Origin of the sequence: Pseudomonas sp. NFXW11 (genome assembly GCF_049887815.1) — a bacterium.
Taxonomy (GTDB): domain Bacteria; phylum Pseudomonadota; class Gammaproteobacteria; order Pseudomonadales; family Pseudomonadaceae; genus Aquipseudomonas.
The window spans coordinates 162,845-180,541 of sequence record NZ_JAGEKI010000013.1 but is presented as its reverse complement, the minus strand read 5'-3'; the positions used below and the strand labels follow the sequence as shown (position 1 = coordinate 180,541).

Annotated in this window: 19 protein-coding genes; 12 read left to right on the top strand and 7 right to left on the bottom strand. The window is 62.6% G+C overall.

The window, feature by feature from the left end; genetic code table 11:
* Window positions 1-4: 4 nt before the first annotated feature.
* On the bottom strand, window positions 5-1,186 hold the full coding sequence (locus tag J4P02_RS20520; RefSeq protein ID WP_426193601.1) for an amino acid ABC transporter permease: 1,182 nt from the start codon (window positions 1,184-1,186) through the stop codon (window positions 5-7).
* A gap of 65 nt (window positions 1,187-1,251) precedes the next feature.
* Complete coding sequence (locus J4P02_RS20515) at window positions 1,252-2,280, bottom strand: amino acid ABC transporter substrate-binding protein (protein ID WP_426193599.1); 1,029 nt, start codon at window positions 2,278-2,280, stop codon at window positions 1,252-1,254.
* A 476-nt stretch (window positions 2,281-2,756) separates the two neighbouring features.
* On the opposite strand from J4P02_RS20515, the gene J4P02_RS20510 reads away from it, so the two are divergent.
* From J4P02_RS20510 to J4P02_RS20490, 5 genes are all read left to right on the top strand, one after another.
* Entirely contained in the window at window positions 2,757-3,413 is a 657-nt protein-coding gene (locus tag J4P02_RS20510; RefSeq protein ID WP_426193597.1) for an alpha/beta hydrolase, read from the top strand.
* Between the two features lie 96 nt (window positions 3,414-3,509).
* Window positions 3,510-5,006: an ATP-dependent RNA helicase RhlB gene (gene rhlB, locus J4P02_RS20505; protein ID WP_426193595.1), complete on the top strand. Its 1,497-nt coding sequence runs from the start codon at window positions 3,510-3,512 to the stop codon at window positions 5,004-5,006.
* A 123-nt stretch (window positions 5,007-5,129) separates the two neighbouring features.
* The gene (locus J4P02_RS20500) at window positions 5,130-6,083 is read left to right on the top strand and encodes an ornithine cyclodeaminase family protein (RefSeq protein WP_426193593.1); all 954 of its coding nucleotides are present in this window, start codon (window positions 5,130-5,132) and stop codon (window positions 6,081-6,083) included.
* A 32-nt stretch (window positions 6,084-6,115) separates the two neighbouring features.
* Window positions 6,116-7,258 (top strand): NAD(P)/FAD-dependent oxidoreductase, encoded by a 1,143-nt coding sequence (locus J4P02_RS20495; RefSeq protein ID WP_426193591.1) that lies wholly within the window; start codon window positions 6,116-6,118, stop codon window positions 7,256-7,258.
* 72 nt (window positions 7,259-7,330) lie between these two features.
* On the top strand, window positions 7,331-7,960 hold the full coding sequence (locus J4P02_RS20490; protein WP_426193589.1) for a helix-turn-helix transcriptional regulator: 630 nt from the start codon (window positions 7,331-7,333) through the stop codon (window positions 7,958-7,960).
* Between the two features lie 80 nt (window positions 7,961-8,040).
* Here J4P02_RS20490 and J4P02_RS20485 read toward each other — a convergent pair whose 3' ends face one another.
* The 4 genes from J4P02_RS20485 to moaC form a co-directional block, all read right to left on the bottom strand.
* Window positions 8,041-8,817, bottom strand: coding sequence for an ABC transporter substrate-binding protein (locus J4P02_RS20485; protein ID WP_426193587.1), 777 nt, complete (start codon window positions 8,815-8,817; stop codon window positions 8,041-8,043).
* A 200-nt stretch (window positions 8,818-9,017) separates the two neighbouring features.
* A complete protein-coding gene (gene moaE / locus J4P02_RS20480; protein ID WP_426193585.1) occupies window positions 9,018-9,470 on the bottom strand; it encodes a molybdopterin synthase catalytic subunit MoaE in 453 nt (150 codons plus the stop codon).
* Window position 9,471: 1 nt separating this feature from the next.
* Window positions 9,472-9,714: a MoaD/ThiS family protein gene (locus J4P02_RS20475; protein ID WP_426193583.1), complete on the bottom strand. Its 243-nt coding sequence runs from the start codon at window positions 9,712-9,714 to the stop codon at window positions 9,472-9,474.
* Window positions 9,711-10,184, bottom strand: a complete 474-nt coding sequence (gene moaC / locus J4P02_RS20470; protein ID WP_426193581.1) for a cyclic pyranopterin monophosphate synthase MoaC — start codon at window positions 10,182-10,184, stop codon at window positions 9,711-9,713. Before moaC ends, J4P02_RS20475 begins: the two co-directional genes overlap by 4 nt.
* Before the next feature lie 230 nt (window positions 10,185-10,414).
* Between moaC and J4P02_RS20465 the strand changes: the two genes are divergently transcribed.
* The 6 genes from J4P02_RS20465 to ribD all read left to right on the top strand — a co-directional run bounded on the left by J4P02_RS20465 (window position 10,415) and on the right by ribD (window position 16,318).
* On the top strand, window positions 10,415-10,861 hold the full coding sequence (locus J4P02_RS20465; protein ID WP_426193579.1) for a DMT family transporter: 447 nt from the start codon (window positions 10,415-10,417) through the stop codon (window positions 10,859-10,861).
* A 104-nt stretch (window positions 10,862-10,965) separates the two neighbouring features.
* Window positions 10,966-11,706, top strand: coding sequence for a class I SAM-dependent methyltransferase (locus J4P02_RS20460; protein WP_426193577.1), 741 nt, complete (start codon window positions 10,966-10,968; stop codon window positions 11,704-11,706).
* 54 nt (window positions 11,707-11,760) lie between these two features.
* Window positions 11,761-12,768, top strand: coding sequence for a formylglycine-generating enzyme family protein (locus tag J4P02_RS20455; protein ID WP_426193575.1), 1,008 nt, complete (start codon window positions 11,761-11,763; stop codon window positions 12,766-12,768).
* Window positions 12,769-12,833: 65 nt separating this feature from the next.
* Window positions 12,834-13,433: a GTP cyclohydrolase II gene (locus J4P02_RS20450; RefSeq protein WP_426193573.1), complete on the top strand. Its 600-nt coding sequence runs from the start codon at window positions 12,834-12,836 to the stop codon at window positions 13,431-13,433.
* A 78-nt stretch (window positions 13,434-13,511) separates the two neighbouring features.
* Complete coding sequence (locus tag J4P02_RS20445; protein ID WP_426193571.1) at window positions 13,512-15,215, top strand: WD40 repeat domain-containing protein; 1,704 nt, start codon at window positions 13,512-13,514, stop codon at window positions 15,213-15,215.
* Entirely contained in the window at window positions 15,212-16,318 is a 1,107-nt protein-coding gene (gene ribD / locus J4P02_RS20440) for a bifunctional diaminohydroxyphosphoribosylaminopyrimidine deaminase/5-amino-6-(5-phosphoribosylamino)uracil reductase RibD (RefSeq protein WP_426193569.1), read from the top strand. The genes J4P02_RS20445 and ribD overlap by 4 nt, the downstream gene beginning before the upstream one ends.
* On the opposite strand, the gene J4P02_RS20435 is transcribed toward ribD, so the two are convergent.
* Window positions 16,297-17,223 carry a LysR family transcriptional regulator gene (locus J4P02_RS20435; protein ID WP_426193567.1) on the bottom strand — a complete coding sequence of 309 codons (927 nt, stop codon included), beginning with the start codon at window positions 17,221-17,223 and terminating at the stop codon, window positions 16,297-16,299. The genes ribD and J4P02_RS20435 overlap by 22 nt on opposite strands.
* Window positions 17,224-17,268: 45 nt before the next feature.
* Here J4P02_RS20435 and J4P02_RS20430 point away from each other — a divergent pair, with 45 nt between their 5' ends.
* A complete protein-coding gene (locus J4P02_RS20430; RefSeq protein ID WP_426193565.1) occupies window positions 17,269-17,682 on the top strand; it encodes a VOC family protein in 414 nt (137 codons plus the stop codon).
* The last annotated feature ends 15 nt before the right edge of the window (window positions 17,683-17,697 follow it).

Here is a 17,697-nt window from a genome sequence, read left to right as displayed (position 1 = left end):
TTCCTCACCGCTCGATCAGCGCAATGCGCTTGTTGTACCAGTTCATCAGCAAGGAAATGCTGATGCTGATCGCCAGGTACACGCTCATGGTGATGGCAATCACCTCGATCGCCTGGCCGGTCTGGTTGAGCACGGTGCCGGCAAACAGCGAGACCATTTCCGGGTAACCGATACCGGCGGCCAGGGACGAGTTCTTCGCCAGGTTCAGGTATTGGCTGGTCAACGGCGGAATGATCACCCGCAGGGCCTGGGGAATGATCACCTTGCGCAGGGTCGGACCGTTGCGCAGCCCCAGGGAGTGCGCCGCTTCGGTCTGGCCATGGCTTACCGACTTGATCCCGGAACGCACGATCTCGGCAATAAATGCCGCGGTGTAGACGGTCAGGGCCAGGGTCAGGGCCAGCAGCTCGGGAATCAGCACCCAGCCGCCCACGAAGTTGAAACCTTGCAGCGTGGGCAGTTCCCAATGCACGGGCGAGCCGAAAATCAGCATGCACAGGGCGGGAATGACCAGGAACAGGCCCAGGCCGGCCCAGAACTTGTGGAACGGCACGCCAGTTTCTTCAAAGCGCTTGTTGGCCCAGCGGCACATCAGCACGATGGCGACGATGGCCAGCAGCAGGCTCGCGACAAAGGCCCAGAAGCCCGGCGCCATCTGCGCCGCCGGCATGTTCAGGCCGCGGCTGCTGACGAAGAAGGTGTCGCCGAAGTTATGGCTGTTGCGCGGCCCCGGCATGGTCAGGAACACCGCGAAGTACCAGAACAGGATCTGCAGCAGCGGCGGAATATTGCGGAACACTTCCACATACACCGTCGCCAGCTTGCTGATGATCCAGTTCTGCGACAGCCGCGCCACACCGATGATGAAGCCCAGCAAGGTGGCCAGGATCACACCGATAAAGGTCACCAGCAGGGTATTGAGCAAGCCGATGACGAACACCCGGGCATAACTGTCCGCTTCGGTGTAGGCAATCAGGTGTTGCGCGATACCGAAGCCGGCGCTGCGCTCGAGAAAGTCGAAACCCGAGGTGATACCCCGGTGGGCCAGGTTGGTCTGGGTGTTGTCGAACAGAAACCAGCCCATTGAGACCACCGCCACAAGGGTGATGATCTGGAATAACCACGCGCGCACACGTGGATCGCTGAGGCTGAGCCTCTGCTTGGGTGCGCCGATAGAATTTTGCATGAAGTGCCCCAGGAATAATGGAACAGAACATCACCCGGCGGTTGGCCCGCCGGGTGATAGAACCATCAGCGCACAGGTGGTGCGTATTGGATGCCGCCGTTGTTCCACAGCGCGTTCAGGCCGCGGTCGATGGCCAGTGGCGTGCTCTTGCCGAGGTTTTTCTCGAACACTTCACCGTAGTTACCTACTTGCTTGACGATCTGTACTACCCAGTCCTTCGGCAGTTTCAGGTCTTTGCCGTATTCACCGTCCGCGCCCAGCAGACGTGCAACATCAGGGTTCTTGGTGGCTTTGGCTTCGGCTTCGACGTTCTTCGAAGTGATGCCCGCCTCTTCGGCGTTGAGCATGGCGAACAGGGTCCACTTGACGATGCTGAACCACTCTTCGTCGCCTTTACGCACCACCGGGCCCAGAGGCTCCTTGGAGATGGTTTCCGGCAGTACCACGTAATCGGTCGGGGTCGCCAGCTTGCTGCGCTGTGCATAGAGCTGGGATTTGTCGGAAGTCAGCACGTCGCAACGGCCGGACTCCAGCGACTTGGCGCTTTCATCGGAGGTATCGAAAGTGATGGGGGTGTATTTCAGACCATTGCCACGGAAGTAGTCCGACACGTTCAGTTCGGTAGTAGTACCGGCCTGAATACAAATAGTGGCGCCGTCCAGTTCCTTGGCGCTTTTCACGCCCAGCTTGTTGTTCACCAGGAAGCCGATGCCGTCGTAATAGGTGACGCCGGCGAACATCAGCCCCATGCCTGCATCGCGGGAGCTGGTCCAGGTGGTGTTGCGCGACAGCACGTCGATCTCGCCGGATTGCAGCGCGGTGAAGCGCTCCTTGGCGTTCAACTGGCTGAACTTGACCTTGGTCGCATCGCCGAACACAGCAGCGGCCACAGCACGGCAGACATCGGCGTCGATGCCGAGGATCTTGCCGGTGGAGTCCGGTACCGAGAAGCCCGGCAGGCCATCACTGACGCCGCACTGTACGAAACCTTTCTTCTGTACTGCATCCAGGGTCGCACCCGCCTGTGCGAAACCACTCATACCCAGGACCGCGGCAGCCGTAACGACAGCCAGGGTGGATTTCAACATCTTCATTCAAACCTCCAATTTTGCTCTTGTTGTGTCGGAGCTTGAGTCCTGCGGCACCCTCATGAGGTGCTGTTGACCCGTGTCGGCTTTTTTATAGGGTCAAGCGGCGTAGGACCTTCGCTATGAGTCTAGTAGGAGAAATCCACATAATGGGTTGCCTACATCTCACCAATCGGCCGAACGGGCTCTAGCCCCTTGCAGTTCGCAAAGCCCGTGGCGGCCGTTGGCGAACGTCCATCAGAGGAAGCCGGCTATCCCATCGTCGGCGGTAGCCTGTTAGTGTTACCGCCAGCAGAAAGTGCTGAAACTTCGATTCCTCTTTTTGCCCCATAGCAAAGCCCGTACCACAGTCACGGCTAAAGCGATTCAGCCAGTGGTCAATAGCAAAAGATTCAACCGTGCGACATCTTCTTCAGCAATTCACCGGCCGCGCGCCCTGACCACGCACTCAATCGGCGCGCACGCACACTAATGGAGCAGCCATGACCGAGCCCTTGATTCTTCAGCCCAGCAAGCCCGCAGACGCCTGTGTGATCTGGCTTCATGGCCTGGGAGCGGACCGTTACGACTTCCTCCCGGTCGCCGAGATGCTCCAGGAAACCCTGCTGAGCACCCGCTTCGTTTTGCCCCAGGCACCGACCCGCGCCGTGACAATCAATGGCGGGTATGCCATGCCCAGCTGGTACGACATTCTGGCCATGAACCCAGCTCGTGCGATCAGTCGTGAACAGTTGGAAGAATCGTCTGAGGAAGTCATCAGATTGATAGAAGAACAACGCAGCAGCGGAATAGACGCCTCGCGCATTTTCCTTGCCGGGTTTTCCCAGGGCGGCGCGGTGGTGCTGCACACTGCCTTCCTCAAATGGCAAGGTCCGCTGGGTGGCGTACTTGCCCTGTCCACCTATGCCCCGACCTTCAGCGACGAACTGCAACTTTCGGCCAGCCAACAGCGGATTCCGGTGCTGTCGCTGCATGGCCAGTACGACGAAGTGGTGCAGAACTCCATGGGACGCACGGCCTATGAGTACCTCAAGCGCTTTGGTGTCACCGTGACATGGCAGGAATACCCAATGGAACACGAGGTGTTACCGGAGGAAATCCGCGATATCGGCACCTGGCTGGGCGAACGCCTGCGCTGATCGAAGCGCTGCCATCGACCCCACCAGCAACAGACTACGCCGCGCCCGTTTCTTGCTTTACACTGGCCGGCGTTCATTCCTTAACCAATTGATGAGATGACCGTGCTCAAAGCACTCAAGAAAATCTTCGGTAAAAGCGAGGCTGAGCCGCTCGCGCCAAGCCCCAGTGCCCCCTCTCCCAGTTCCAGCAGCCGCCACCACGGCCCTCAGGCGGAACGGAGTGCACCCGCTACCGCTGCTAAAGAAGAATCGGTGAACACACCGGCCGCCCCTGCCGCAAGCAAAGCGCCGCGCCAGGAAAAATCCAAGGACGAGCCGTCCAAGGCCGCGCAACCGCGTCGCCCACGCGCGCCCAAACCGCCAGCCAGCACCTGGAAACTCGAAGATTTCACGGTCGAACCCCAGGAAGGCAAGACCCGCTTCCACGATTTCAAGCTCGCCCCGGAACTGATGCACGCCATCCACGACCTGGGCTTCCCTTATTGCACGCCGATCCAGGCCCAGGTGCTGGGCTTCACCCTGGCGGGCAAGGACGCCATCGGTCGCGCCCAGACCGGCACCGGCAAGACCGCGGCCTTCCTGATCTCGATCATCACCCAGCTGTTGCAGACTCCGCCGCCCAAGGAACGCTACATGGGCGAACCGCGGGCGCTGATCATCGCCCCGACCCGGGAGCTGGTGGTGCAGATCGCCAAGGACGCCGAGGCCCTGACCAAGTACACCGGCCTGAATGTGATGAGCTTCGTCGGCGGCATGGACTTCGACAAACAGCTCAAGCACCTCGAAGCCCGCCACTGCGACATCCTGGTAGCCACCCCAGGCCGCCTGCTGGACTTCAACCAGCGCGGCGATGTGCACCTGGACATGGTCGAAGTGATGGTGCTGGACGAAGCCGACCGCATGCTCGACATGGGCTTTATCCCCCAGGTGCGTCAGATCATTCGCCAGACCCCGCCCAAGAGCGAACGTCAGACCCTGCTGTTCTCCGCCACCTTCACCGACGACGTGATGAACCTCGCCAAGCAGTGGACCACTGACCCGGCGATCGTCGAGATCGAGGCAGAGAATGTGGCCAACGCCAACGTCGAACAGCACATTTATGCTGTGGCCGGGGCCGACAAGTACAAGCTGCTGTACAACCTGGTCAACGATAACGGCTGGGAACGGGTGATGGTCTTCGCCAACCGCAAGGATGAAGTGCGGCGCATCGAGGAACGCCTGGTGCGTGATGGCGTGAATGCCGCCCAACTGTCCGGCGACGTGCCGCAGCACAAGCGGATCAAGACCCTGGAAGGCTTCCGCGAAGGCAAGATCCGGGTCCTGGTGGCCACCGACGTGGCTGGCCGCGGCATCCATATCGACGGCATCAGCCATGTGATCAACTTCACCCTGCCGGAAACGCCGGACGACTACGTGCACCGCATTGGCCGTACCGGCCGGGCCGGCGCCGATGGCGTGTCCATCAGCTTCGCCGGCGAGGACGACTCCTACCAGCTGCCGGCCATCGAGGAGTTGCTGGGGCGCAAGATCAGCTGCGAGATGCCACCCACCGAGCTGCTGCGCCCGGTTGAGCGCAAACGCCCGCACGCCTGAAGCTTGTAGTCAGCATAAAAACGCAGCCTGCCCCCAGGCTGCGTTTTTTTTCGCCTGGATATTGCCCGACAAAACTAAAAGTCCATAATGGACAAATTAGTTTATTTCTCTGGGAATCTGTCCATGTCCAGCACGCCCTATGTGATTGCCCAAGCCGAAGCCCGTGAGTTGCTCGGGCAAGTCGATGTGCCCAATATCCTGCGCAAGCTGTTCCGTGACCTGGCCGCCGGGCTGGCGGTGCAACCGGCGCAACAGCTGGTGGAGTTTCCCCAGGGTGCCGGCGACTTTATCAACTACCTCGGGGTACTGGCCGAAGACCGGGTCTATGGGGTCAAGACCTCGCCCTATATCGTCCGCGCCGAAGGACCGCTGATCACCGCCTGGACCTTGCTGATGTCCATGGACAGCGGCCAGCCCCTGCTGCTGTGCGATGCCGCCGAGTTGACCACCGCGCGCACCGCCGCCACCACGGCTGTCGCCGTCGAGGCACTGGCCGCGCCTGCAGCCCGGCACCTGGCGATCATCGGCAGTGGCGCCGTGGCCCAGGCTCATCTGCACTATGTGAAAGACCTGCGGGAATGGCAGAGCATCCGCCTCTATTCGCCGAACCTGGCGAACAAGCCAGCCAAAGACCTTGCACGCCTGCAGGCCATCGACTCGCGCTTGCAACTGGTACCGCGGCTTGAAGACGCGCTCGAAGACGCCGACGTGATCATGCTCTGCACCTCGTCCGCCGCACCGCTGCTCGATCCGCGCAGCCTCGGCAAGCCGGCCCTGATCACCTCCATCAGCACCAACGCGCCACGGGCCCATGAAGTGCCGCCCGCGGCCCTGCCGAATATGCAGGTCTACTGCGACTACCGGCGCACCACGCCGGGCTCGGCCGGGGAAATGCTGATCGCTGGCGAACAGCATGGCTGGGACAGCGCGGCGATTCTCGGCGACCTGCCAGAGCTGTTGAGCAACCAGGCCCAGCGCCCCAGCGCCGAACGCCATGTGTTCTTCCGCTCCATCGGCCTGGGCCTGGAAGACATCGCCCTGGCCAATGCCCTGTACCACTTGCAACGCCAGGCCTAAGCGACAGCTACCTGCATGTTTCGGAGACTTTCATGACCCAGGCAGATTTCATCATCATCGGCGGCGGTATTGCCGGTGCCTCCACCGGCTACTGGCTGTCGCGCCATGGCCGAGTCCTGGTGCTGGAGCGCGAATCGCACCCGGCCTACCACTCCACCGGCCGCTCCGCCGCGCTCTATACCGCCGCCTACGGCACGCCCCAGGTGCGCCGGCTGACCCTGGCCAGCCGTGCGTTCTTCGACCAGCCGCCCGCGGATTTCTGCGAACACCCGCTGCTGACGCCACGGGGCGAAATGACCGTGGACTTCAATGGCGACCCGGAAGAACTCAACGCCCAGTACCTGAGCGCCAAGGCCACGGTGCCGGAGATGCAATTGCTGAGCGCTGAGCAGGCCTGCACGCGGCTGCCGATCCTGCGTCGGGAAAAGGTCCACGGCGCGCTCTACGATCCCAGCGCCGCCGATATCGACACCGACGCCCTGCACCAGGGTTACCTGCGGGGCATCCGCCGTAACCAGGGTGAAGTCCGTACCGACTGCGAAGTGCTGGGCCTGAGCCGCGACCCACAGGGGCTGTGGCAGGTACAGTGCGCCGGCCAGAGCTTCAGCGCCCCGGTGCTGATCAACGCAGCCGGGGCCTGGGCCGACCACATTGGCGTCCTGGCTGGCGCTCGCCCCCTGGGCCTGCAGCCCAAGCGCCGCGCGGCCTTTATCTTCGCCGGGCCGGAAGGCCTCGACAGCCAGCACTGGCCAATGCTGGTGAGCCTGGACGAATCCTTCTACATGAAGCCCGACGCCGGCATGTTCCTTGGCTCGCCGGCCAATGCCGACCCGGTAGAGCCCCACGATGTGCAGCCCGAAGAACTGGACATCGCCATGGGCATCTACCAGATCGAGGAGGCTACCACCCTGAGCATTCGCCGCCCCACCCGCGCCTGGGCCGGCCTGCGCAGTTTCGTCAGCGACGGTGACCTGCTGGCCGGGTTCGATCCCCTGGTACCGGGGCTGTTCTGGGTTGCCGGACAAGGCGGCTACGGCATCCAGACCTCCCCAGCCATGGGCCAGGCCAGTGCCGCCCTGGTGCGGGGCGAACCCCTGCCGGAGGCACTGACCCGTTTCGGCCTGGACGCCGCCATGCTGTCCCCCGCACGCCTGGCGCTGAACCCTCTGGGGTGACGCCCCCGCACTATTGCGGCACACTCCCAGCGCCCGCGGCCGGCGGGCGCTGAAGCTGCCTGGAGTACCACCATGACCTCACCTGCCAAGGACCCCGCCCTGGACAATTTCCGGGCGATCGCCGACGCCATCGCCACCCTGTTCTTCCCCCATGCCGAAGTGGTGCTCCACGACCTGCGCACGCAGAAGATCGACTACATCGCCAACAACCTGTCCAAGCGCGAAGTAGGCGACGATGCAGCCCTGGAAGACATGCTCAGCGGCGACCGCGACGAGCGCAATATCGGCCCCTATGAAAAGCTCAACTGGGATGGCCAGAAGATCCGCAGCCTCAGCAGCGTGCTGCGCGACAGCCACGGCCAGCCGCTGGCGGTGCTGTGCATCAACCTGAATATTTCCCTGTTCGAGAACGCCAAGGCGGCGCTGGACCTGTTCCTGTCACCCAGCAAGTTGATTCCCCAGCCCGACTCGCTGTTTCGCGATGACTGGCAGGAGCGCATCAATACCTTCCTGCACAACTGGCTGCGCGAGCGGCAACTGGGGCTGAACCTGCTGACTCGGGAACACAAGCGTGAACTGGTACTGGCACTGCACGCCGAGGGCGCGTTCAAGGGCAAGAGCGCCTCCAACTACGTGGCCAACGTGCTGAACATGGGACGGGCGACGGTGTACAAGCACCTGAAGGAATTGAAGGCTCAGTGATTTTTCGCGAGCAAGCTCAAATAGCCTCGTCCCCTGTAGGAGCTCGCTCGCGAAGGCGTCCTCACTAACGCCACACAGCCTCAATCCCCATAGATATCCGACTTGAAATACTTGGCCTGGATCTTCTGGTATTCGCCATTGGCGCGAATATCGTCGATGGCCTTGTTCAGCGCCCCCAGCAACTCGCCGTTACCCTTGCGCACGGCAATCCCCGCGCCCTCGCCCACATACTTGGGGTCCTTCAGCTCAGGCCCGACAAAGGCATAGTCGGCGCCCCGCGGCATCGACAGGAAATCGTCCAGGGGAATGGTGTCGGCGAAGATCGCATCCAGGCGCCCGGCGGCCAGGTCCATGTAGATCTCTTCGTTGTTGCTGTAGCGCACCACCTTGATGCCCTTGGGCTCGAACACCTCGGTGGCGTAGCGGTCGGTGGTGGTGGAACGCTGCACCCCCACGGTCTTGCCCTTGAGGCTGGCGTACTGGTCATCCACCACGGCGCCTTTCTTCATCACCAGGCGCGATGAGGTGAAGTAGTACTTGTGGGTGAAATCCACCGACTTGCGGCGTTCCGCGGTGATGGTCATGGACGACAGCGCGGCATCGATCTTCTTCACCTTCAGCGACGGGATCAGGCCATCGAACTCACCCTCGATCCACTCGCACTTGACCTGCATCTGCGCGCACAGCGCATTGCCGATGTCGTAGTCGAAACCGCCGATCTTGCCCTCGGCGGTCTTGAAGGCGAACGGCGGGTAAGCGGCCTCGATGCCCAGGCGCACAGTCTTCTCGGCAGCCAGCAGGCTGCTGCAGGCCAACAGGCTCAAGGCCAGGCCACTGATCAGGGGGAGTCTTTTCATGTTCGTGCTCTCGCAAGTTGTTATTGGTTTGGCAAGACAGAAGAAAGAGGTGGAACGGACGCAAGATTTGTACTTGTAAATCCATACTGGACTTTTATGTACATATCGTCAACGCCGCGCACAGGCGCATCTGCCCGAAGGTTGCAGGGCAAATGCGCAATGGAGAATGTGTGCGGGGCCCCTGGGCAGGGGTTAGAGAATCAGCCTTTCCAGCGTTCGGCCGCGGCATGGTCACTGTCGCGACCGTCGACCCAGCGCGGCCCCTGGGCGGTGTTTTCTTTCTTCCAGAACGGCGCGCGGGTCTTGAGGTAGTCCATGACAAAGGCGCAGGCCTCGAACGCCGCCTGGCGATGAGCACTGGCGGCGCCGACAAACACGATGGGCTCTCCCGGTTCCAAGGCGCCGATCCGGTGCAGCACCTCCAGTTGCAGCAGCGGCCAGCGCTGCTCGGCCTCGGCGGCAATCTTCGCCAGGGCCTTTTCGGTCATGCCCGGGTAGTGCTCCAGGAACATTCCGTTCACCTCCTGGCCGTCGTTGAAATCCCGCACGTAACCGACAAAGCTCACCACCGCGCCAACGCCGGTATCAGCGGCATGCATGGCGTTGACCTCGGTGCCGGGATCGAAGGCGGCCGACTGCACGCGAATCGCCATTTCAGCCTCCGGTCACGGTGGGAAAGAACGCCACTTCATCGCCGTCCACCAGGGGCTCGTGCAACTGGCACAGCTCCTCGTTGCGGGCGCACATCAGGTTGCGCTCGGCCAGCACTGCCGCACCCTCGCGGGACAACAGGGCCTGGCGCACATCGTCGACACAGGCAAAGGCGCCTTCGATCTGCAACTCGTCCTGCCCCAGGGCCTCGCGATAGCGGGCAAAGAACTTCACCTGGATCTTCATGTTGGCTCCGCCTGGTAATGGCCGCTCTTGCCGCCGAGTTTCTCCAGCAGGCGCACGCCTTCGATGGTCATGCCCCGGTCCACGGCCTTGCACATGTCATAGATAGTCAGCGCGGCAACGCTGGCGGCGGTCAGCGCCTCCATCTCCACCCCGGTCTGCCCGGAAAGCTTGCAGCGCGCAACGATATGCACGCAGTCCGGGCCTTCGGCACTGAGCTCGACCTTGACGCTGGTGAGCATCAGCGGATGACACAGGGGGATCAGCTCGCTGGTCTTCTTCGCCGCCTGGATGCCGGCAATCCGCGCCACGGCGAACACATCGCCCTTGGGATGACCGCCACTGATGATCATCTGCAAGGTGGGCGCCAGCATGCGCACCCGTGCTTCGGCCACCGCCTCGCGGAAGGTAACGGCCTTGTCGGTGACGTCGACCATAGTGGCGCGACCTTGGGAATCGAGATGAGTCAGCACGGCGTTACTCCTGATCAGGTGCGGCGATTGTAAACCCGCAGGTCAACTCTGCGCATCCTCGTCGAAGACCGCCACGGGCAGAAAAAAACCTCGCCCGGAACCTGTCACAGAGCCGTCTGGCACAGGTGTCGGCAGGGCAATCAGTGCGGCGAATACCCAACATAAGAACAAAGAATTGGCGCACTTATATCAATAAAAGTACAACTTCCAAAAAAACGGAACGCAACGACATGGCATTACTTATATCCATCCTTTTAAGTCTTCTGGCCGGCTTCGCAGTTCCACTCCAAGCGGGAAGCAACTCAAGACTCGGCAACTTGCTAGGCCACCCCTTATGGGCCACCGGAGTATCGCTACTTGTCAGCCTATTGGCATTGGCGATTGTAATCATCTTCATCAAAGTTCCCCGCCCCAACTTCGCCGCGGCCCAGGATGGCCCCTGGTGGATCTGGCTGGGCGGCATCGCCGGGGTCTTCTACATCACCGTTGCACTGCTGATGGCGCCACGCCTTGGTGCCCTGAACTTCATCATGGCGGTGATCGTCGGTCAGTTGATCATCTCCCTGTTAATCGACTACTTCGGTTTAGTGGGGCTGCCGCGGCAAACAATCAGCATGCAGAAACTTATCGGCGTGGTGGTAGTTATTGGCGGCTTCTTCATCACCACTCGCGGCTGAACTACAACTAAGCAGAATTCAAAACATAGCAACAAGCAACTCGCCTAGTTATCCATTCATATAGCGGAAAGCTGAAACCATCCAACCACCCATACAGGTGAACAATGACTAGCCAGACTGCAACTTACGACTCAATTGGTGAACGCTTCGAAAACTTTACCGATACCGCCTCGCAGCGCTCGGTAGAAACCGAAACCTTCTTCCACATGGTGGGTGATATCAAGGGCAAATCCGTTCTCGACCTGGCCTGCGGCTACGGCTACTTCGGTCGTGAACTCTATCGCCAGGGCGCCAGCAAGGTGGTCGGCGTGGACATTTCCGCCTCGATGATCGAGCTGGCCCGCAAAGAGTCGGCACGCAACCAGGAGGCCATCGAATACCACGTCGCCAACGTCGGCGAGATGGGCGTGCTGGGGCACTTCGATCGCGTCACCGCGGCCTGGCTGTTCAACTACGCCCAGTCGCCAAAAGAGTTGGAAAACATGTTCCAGGTAGTGGCGCGCAACATGGTTTCCGGTGGCAAGCTGATTGCCTACACCGTGGACCCGGGCTACCAGCTGCAACGCGGCAACTTCACCAAGTACGGGGTCCATGTACTCAGCGAAGAAGCCCATGAAGGCGGCCACCGCTACCAGGCCGAGTTCGTCACCCAGCCACCCAGCGCCTTCACCTTTCATCGCTGGAGCCGCGAAGTCTACGAGCAGGCCATCCTCAAGGCCGGCTTCTCCAAGCTGCAGTGGCAGAAACCAATCATTTCCGTGGCCAATCGGGCCAAGCACCCGCAAGGCTACTGGGACGACTTCGAACGCAACTGCCTGCAGACCGGACTGATCTGCACCCTGTGACCGACCCCGGTCTTCGCCCCCTCCACCTCCACCCGATGCAGGACAAGAAGCACTATGAAATCCAAGGGTTTTGCTCATTGGCCAGTATTCGACGGCCCCCTGACTGCAGAAATGACCGACAGGCAACTGATGGGCCTCGAAGAGCATTTTCAGCCAGGTATCGAGCTGTCGTTGCCACTGGCGGTCTGGCGCCAACTGTCCGACAAGTCGGCTGAACAGCTGGCCCAGGGGGTGGAAAACCCTGACTCGCCCCTGCCCTGGCGGCTGGCCTCGGCCCGCCTGTTGGCGCAGACCATGGACCCACGGCTGAATGTGCTCAACCCGCCGATGATCCAGATCGACGGCGCAACCGTGGAGATCGGTCTTGCAGAATCGGCCATCGACCAGGTGATGCACGATATGCAGGGCCTGGGCCTGGACCGCAGCTGGATCGAAAAGGAAGCACCGCGGCACAAGGTCCGGCTCAACCCCTATGCCATTGGCAAGTACCCGGTGACCAACCTGGAGTACCGGGCCTTCCTGGAAGACACGCTGCACCCGGCAATTCCCGGCAACTGGCTGTTCGGCCAATTCCCCAGCGAACGGGCCAACCACCCGGTCTACGGCCTGAGCGCCGAGGATGCCGACGCCTATGCCCAGTGGCTGGCCGCGCGCACCGGACGGGCGTTCCGCCTGCCCAGCGAGGCGGAGTGGGAATTTGCCGCCGCCGGCCATGAAAACCTCGAGTTTCCCTGGGGCAACCGCTTCCTGCCGCTGCACGCCAATACCGCGGAAATGGGGCTGTTCAGCACCACTCCGGTGGGTGTCCTGCCCGAGGGCGCATCGCCCTTCGGCTGCATGGACATGGCCGGCAACGTCGAGGAATACGTCGCCGACAACTACGCCCCCTACCCCGGCGGCAACGCCGTGGTCGACGATCTGGTGACCGTGGTTGGCACCCACCGGATCGCCCGCGGCGGCAGCTTCACCCGCTTTCGCGACCTGGCCCGCAATTGCCGCAGGCATGGCAAGTACCCCAGGGAGATCTACGTCATGGGCTTCAGGCTCGCCGAAAGCCTCTAACCCGATACATCTAACCGTGCAGCCAACAATTACACGTTCAACCACAGAGAACGGAAGGGATTCCCATGAACAACCTCAGTGTCAGAAACCAGGTCAACATTCCGCTGAACGACTCCAGCGTACCCGGCACCTTCTACAGCTTCAGCGGCCTGGACGCGGCTCAGGAGCACATCCTGATCAAGCTCGGCCCCGACAGTGAGCGCAGCCCTCTGGTGCGCATCCACTCCGAATGCCTGACCGGCGACGTCTTCAACTCCCAGCGCTGCGATTGCGGCCCGCAGCTCAGCGAGTCGATCAACCGCATGCAGGAAGAAGGCGGCTACCTGATCTACCTGCGCCAGGAAGGCCGCGGCATCGGCCTGTACGCCAAGCTCGACGCCTATCGCCTGCAAGACGGTGGCATGGACACCTTCGAAGCCAACAGCCACCTGAATTTCCCCGAGGACGGCCGTGACTTCTCCATGGCCGCGAAGATGCTCAAGGCGGTCGGCGTGCACCATTGCAGCCTGATCACCAACAACCCGGACAAGGTCCAGGCCCTGCGCGACAACGGCATTGCGGTCGACAGCATCATCCCCACCGGGGTGTTCCTCACCCGGCACAACGGCCACTACCTGCAGGCCAAGAAAGACAAGAAGAACCACGTCATCGACCTGGTCAAGTAACCCGCCCGCCGCCTTTGGCAACCTGGGCCGAAGGCGGCCACCCGCAGCCAGCCAACGTCATTATTAAGGACAATAAGCATGAGACATTTCGGCCCTATCAGCGGTATCGCCACCTTCAAGGACACCTACGTCGCCACCGCGGGTTACGACAACCAGGTCATTCTCTGGGATGCCAGAACCAAGACTCCGATCCAGCGGGTGCTCCACGACCACCTGGCCAACCAGTGCGCCTTCAATGCCGCCGGCACCCTGCTGGTCAGCGCCAGCAGCGACTACACCGCGCGGGTTTGGGAAGTGCCGTCGCTGCGCCTCAAGGCCGTGCTCATCGGCCATGACGACGATATCGAAATGGCCGCCTTCGCTCCCGATGGCCAACGCATCGCCACCTGCTCCCGGGACCACAGCATCCGCCTGTTCGACCTCAACGGGCAGACCCTGAACATCCTCCGCGGCCACACCGCCGACGTGATCTCGGTGTGCTGGTCGGCCGACGGCCAGACCCTGGTATCGAGCAGCGACGACGGCTCGATCCGCCGCTGGGACGCCAACAGCGGCCAGCAACTGGAAACCATCGACCTGGGCGGGGTGGAAACCGACACCGTGGCCCTGTCCCGCGAAGGGATCATTTTCGCCGGTGACGACGAAGGCAAGATCTCCATCATCAGCGCCACCGGCACCCAACTGCAGCCGGCCCACAGCGCCGGGATCAAGCGCATCATCTGGGACGACGCCCAACGCCTGCTGATCAGCCTGAGCTACGACCGCTCGGTGATGCTCTGGCACCTCAAGCAGGACGGCAGCCTGGTCAAGACCGCCGAAACCTCCCTGCCCAGCATCATCTGGCCACGCAGCTGCGCGCTGCTGGGCAGCCACCGCATCGCCTTCGTCACCTTCGGCTCCAGCTACGCCGTCTGGGACTTCGCCACCCAAGCCTGGGACCTGGGCGGCATCGAGCCGGCTATCAGCCTCAACGCCGTGGCGGTGGTCGACAGCGACGTCTACAGCATCGGCGACGCCGGCATCCTGCATATCAACGGCCAACCCAGCGTCAAGGCCGGCAGCCTGTGCAACTTCCTCCTGCCGTTCGGCGACAGCGTGCTGACCGGCGGCCAGATGGGCACCGTGTTCGACGCCCGCACCGGCGCCACCCTGTACCAGCACCGCTCGCCCCTGAACTGCGGCACCACCTTTATCAAGGACGGCCAGCTGCACGCAGCCATCGGCACCTACACCGGGGAAGCGCTGATCTTCTCGCTGCAGGACGGCCAGCCGCATTTCCTCACCGAAGTGCGCATGCATGAGAACGCCATCAAGGGCATCGCCGCCGACGAAAGCTATATCTTCAGCGTCTGCGCCACTGCCGCCGCGGCCTTCTTCCGGATTGCCGACTTCAGCCTGGAAACCTACCTGGACAAGGCTCACGAGCGCATTTCCAACGGCTGCACGCAGATCCAGGGTGGCTTCGCCAGCATCGGCCGCGACTTGAAACTGCGCCTGTGGCGCAACGGCAACAGCGAAGTCTTCGACACGCCCCACAGCCACTCGATCAAGTGCATCGCCATCTCCCGCGACCGCTCGCTGATCGCCACCGGCAGCTACGGCGGCACCGTGGCGGTGTTCGACCTGCACAAGCGGGTCTGGGCCAGCGTCGAGAAACCCACCGCCAGCGGCATCTCCTGCCTGATCCACGACGCCGACGGCGATGGTTTCCTGGCCAGCGCCTACGACGGCCGGATCTACCCGATCAACCCCCAGGCAGCTGCCCAGTCGTCGCGCCCATGACCTACTTCAGCGAAGTCGACTTCCAGCACATGCAACACGCGCTGGCACTGGCCGAGCGAGGTAGCCACTCCACCTGGCCCAACCCCAGGGTTGGCTGCGTGATCGCCCACGGCCCGCAAATTGTCGGCGAAGGCTGGCATCGGCAGGCCGGCGGGCCCCACGCCGAGGTGTTCGCCCTGCGTCAGGCTGGCAGCCTGGCGCGGGGCGCCACCGCCTACGTGACCATGGAGCCCTGCAGCCATGTCGGGCGCACCGGGGCCTGCCACCAGGCGCTGATCGACAGCGGCGTCAACGCCGTGGTGGTGGCCCACCAGGACCCGTTCAAGCAGGTCAATGGCCAGGGCATCGCCCAACTGCGCAGCGCCGGCATCGATGTCCGGGTCGGCCTGCTGGGCTCGGCCGCCGAGGAACTGAACCGGGGCTTTCTGTCCACGGTGCAGCGCCAGCGGCCCTGGGTGCAGTTGAAGATGGGCATGAGCCTGGATGGCCGCACGGCCCTGGACAACGGCCGGTCGAAATGGATCACCGGCGCCCGGGCCCGGGCCGATGTGCAGTACTGGCGGGCGCGCAGCGCGGCGATCCTCACCGGCAGCGGCACCGTGCTGGCGGACGACCCGCTGCTCACCGTACGCCAGCTGTCCTCCCCCGAGGCCGTGGCGCCGCTGCGTGTGGTGCTCGACAGCCAGGGCCGGGTGCCGCGTACGGCCAAGGTCTTCGACGACCAGGCGCCGAGCCTGCAAGTGGTGCATCGCGAGCATCCGCTGGCGGCCCAGGAAAACCCTCAGGTGCTGGCCCTGCCCGGCACCGAACAGGGCCTGGACCTGCACCAGCTGATGCTCGAACTGAGCCGACGCGGGCTGCACGACCTGATGGTCGAGGCCGGACCGACCCTGGCCGGCAACCTGCTACAGGCACAACTGGTGGACGAACTGCTGCTGTACGTCGCCCCTCGCCTGCTGGGAGACCTGGCGCGGCCACTGGTGCACCTGCCGGCCTTCGAGCGTCTGGAGGAAGTGCTGGACTTCAGCCTGCACGACGTCAGCCAGCTGGGAACGGACCTGCGCCTGCGCCTGCGTCCGGCTCAGCCGTCGAGCCCGCTGTGAGCCACCACCTGCTTGACCTGATCGCGCAGCCAGACGTGGGCCGGCTCGTGGTTGAAGCGCTGATGCCAGATCTGCACAAAGGGAAAGGGCGGAATCGGCAAGGGCGGGCGCAGTTGTACCAGGTCCTGGTTGACCAAGGCCTCGTCCAGGGTGCGGGTGGCCACCGTCAGGATCAGGTCGGTGTTGTGGATCATGCTCGGGGCGGTGCGCCAATGGGGCACGCTCACGGCGATCCGCCGTTGCAGCCCCTCGTCCCGCAGCAGGCTGTCCACTTCACCGTTGGCGCTGCCATCCATCGACACCAGGATGTGCGGTCGTGCCAGGTAGCTGTCCAGGTCCAGCACGCCGTCGGCCGGCAAGGTGCGCCGATCCAGCAGGCAGGAAAAGGTTTCCTCAAACAGCACCTCGGTGGAAATGTCCCCCGAGAGATTGGGAAAGACCCCCAGCGCCAGGTCGATCTTGCCCTGGGCCACCTGTTCGAACATCCCGTGGCGGGTGTCCTGGGTCACCAGCAAGGTGGTGTTCGGCGCATCCCGGCGCAAGCGTACCAACAGCCTGGGCAGGATGATCGCCGCGCCGTAGTCGGACATCGCCAGGGTAAAGATCCGCTGCGAGCTGGCCGGGTCGAAGTCGATGGACTTGCCGAACAGCGTCTCGATCTGGCTGAGGATTTCCCGCAGCGGCTCCTGCAGGTTCTGCGCCAGGGAGCTGAGCACCAGCTCGCTGCCGCGGCGGATCAGGATCGGATCGTCCAGCAGCGCGCGCAGCTTGCTCAGCGAATGGCTGATGGCCGGCTGGCTCAAGTGCAGGCGCAAGGCCGTGCGGGTGACGTGTTTTTCGGTCAGCAGCGCATCCAGCACCACCAACAGGTTCAAATCGATATTGCGCAGTAAGACCGTGACCATCCTGTCATTTCCAACTCAGGGAACAGCGTCCCAAAGGAGCAACACATGCTTCAACTCAAACGGATAATTGAAACAGCCCTTTACGTGAACGATCTCGACATCGCCAAGGGATTCTACGCAAAAACCTTCCAGCTGGAAGTCATGGTGGAAAGCGAGGTGCTGGTGGCGCTGAATATCGGCGGACAAAACACCCTGCTGCTGTTCAAGCGCGGCGCCTCGCTGCACACCAAATACCTCAGCGGCGGCGAGATCCCGCCCCACGACGCCAGCGGGCAGATCCACGTCTGCTTCGCCATCGACGAGCACGACCTGCCGGCCTGGAAAGAGCGCCTGGCACGCCTCGGCATCCCCCTGGAAGGCCGCACCGAATGGCCCAAGGGCGGCTCCAGCATCTATTTCCGCGACCCCGACCAGAACCTCTTGGAGCTGCTCACCCCAGGCTGCTGGCCGATCTACTGAATCTGCAATTGACGT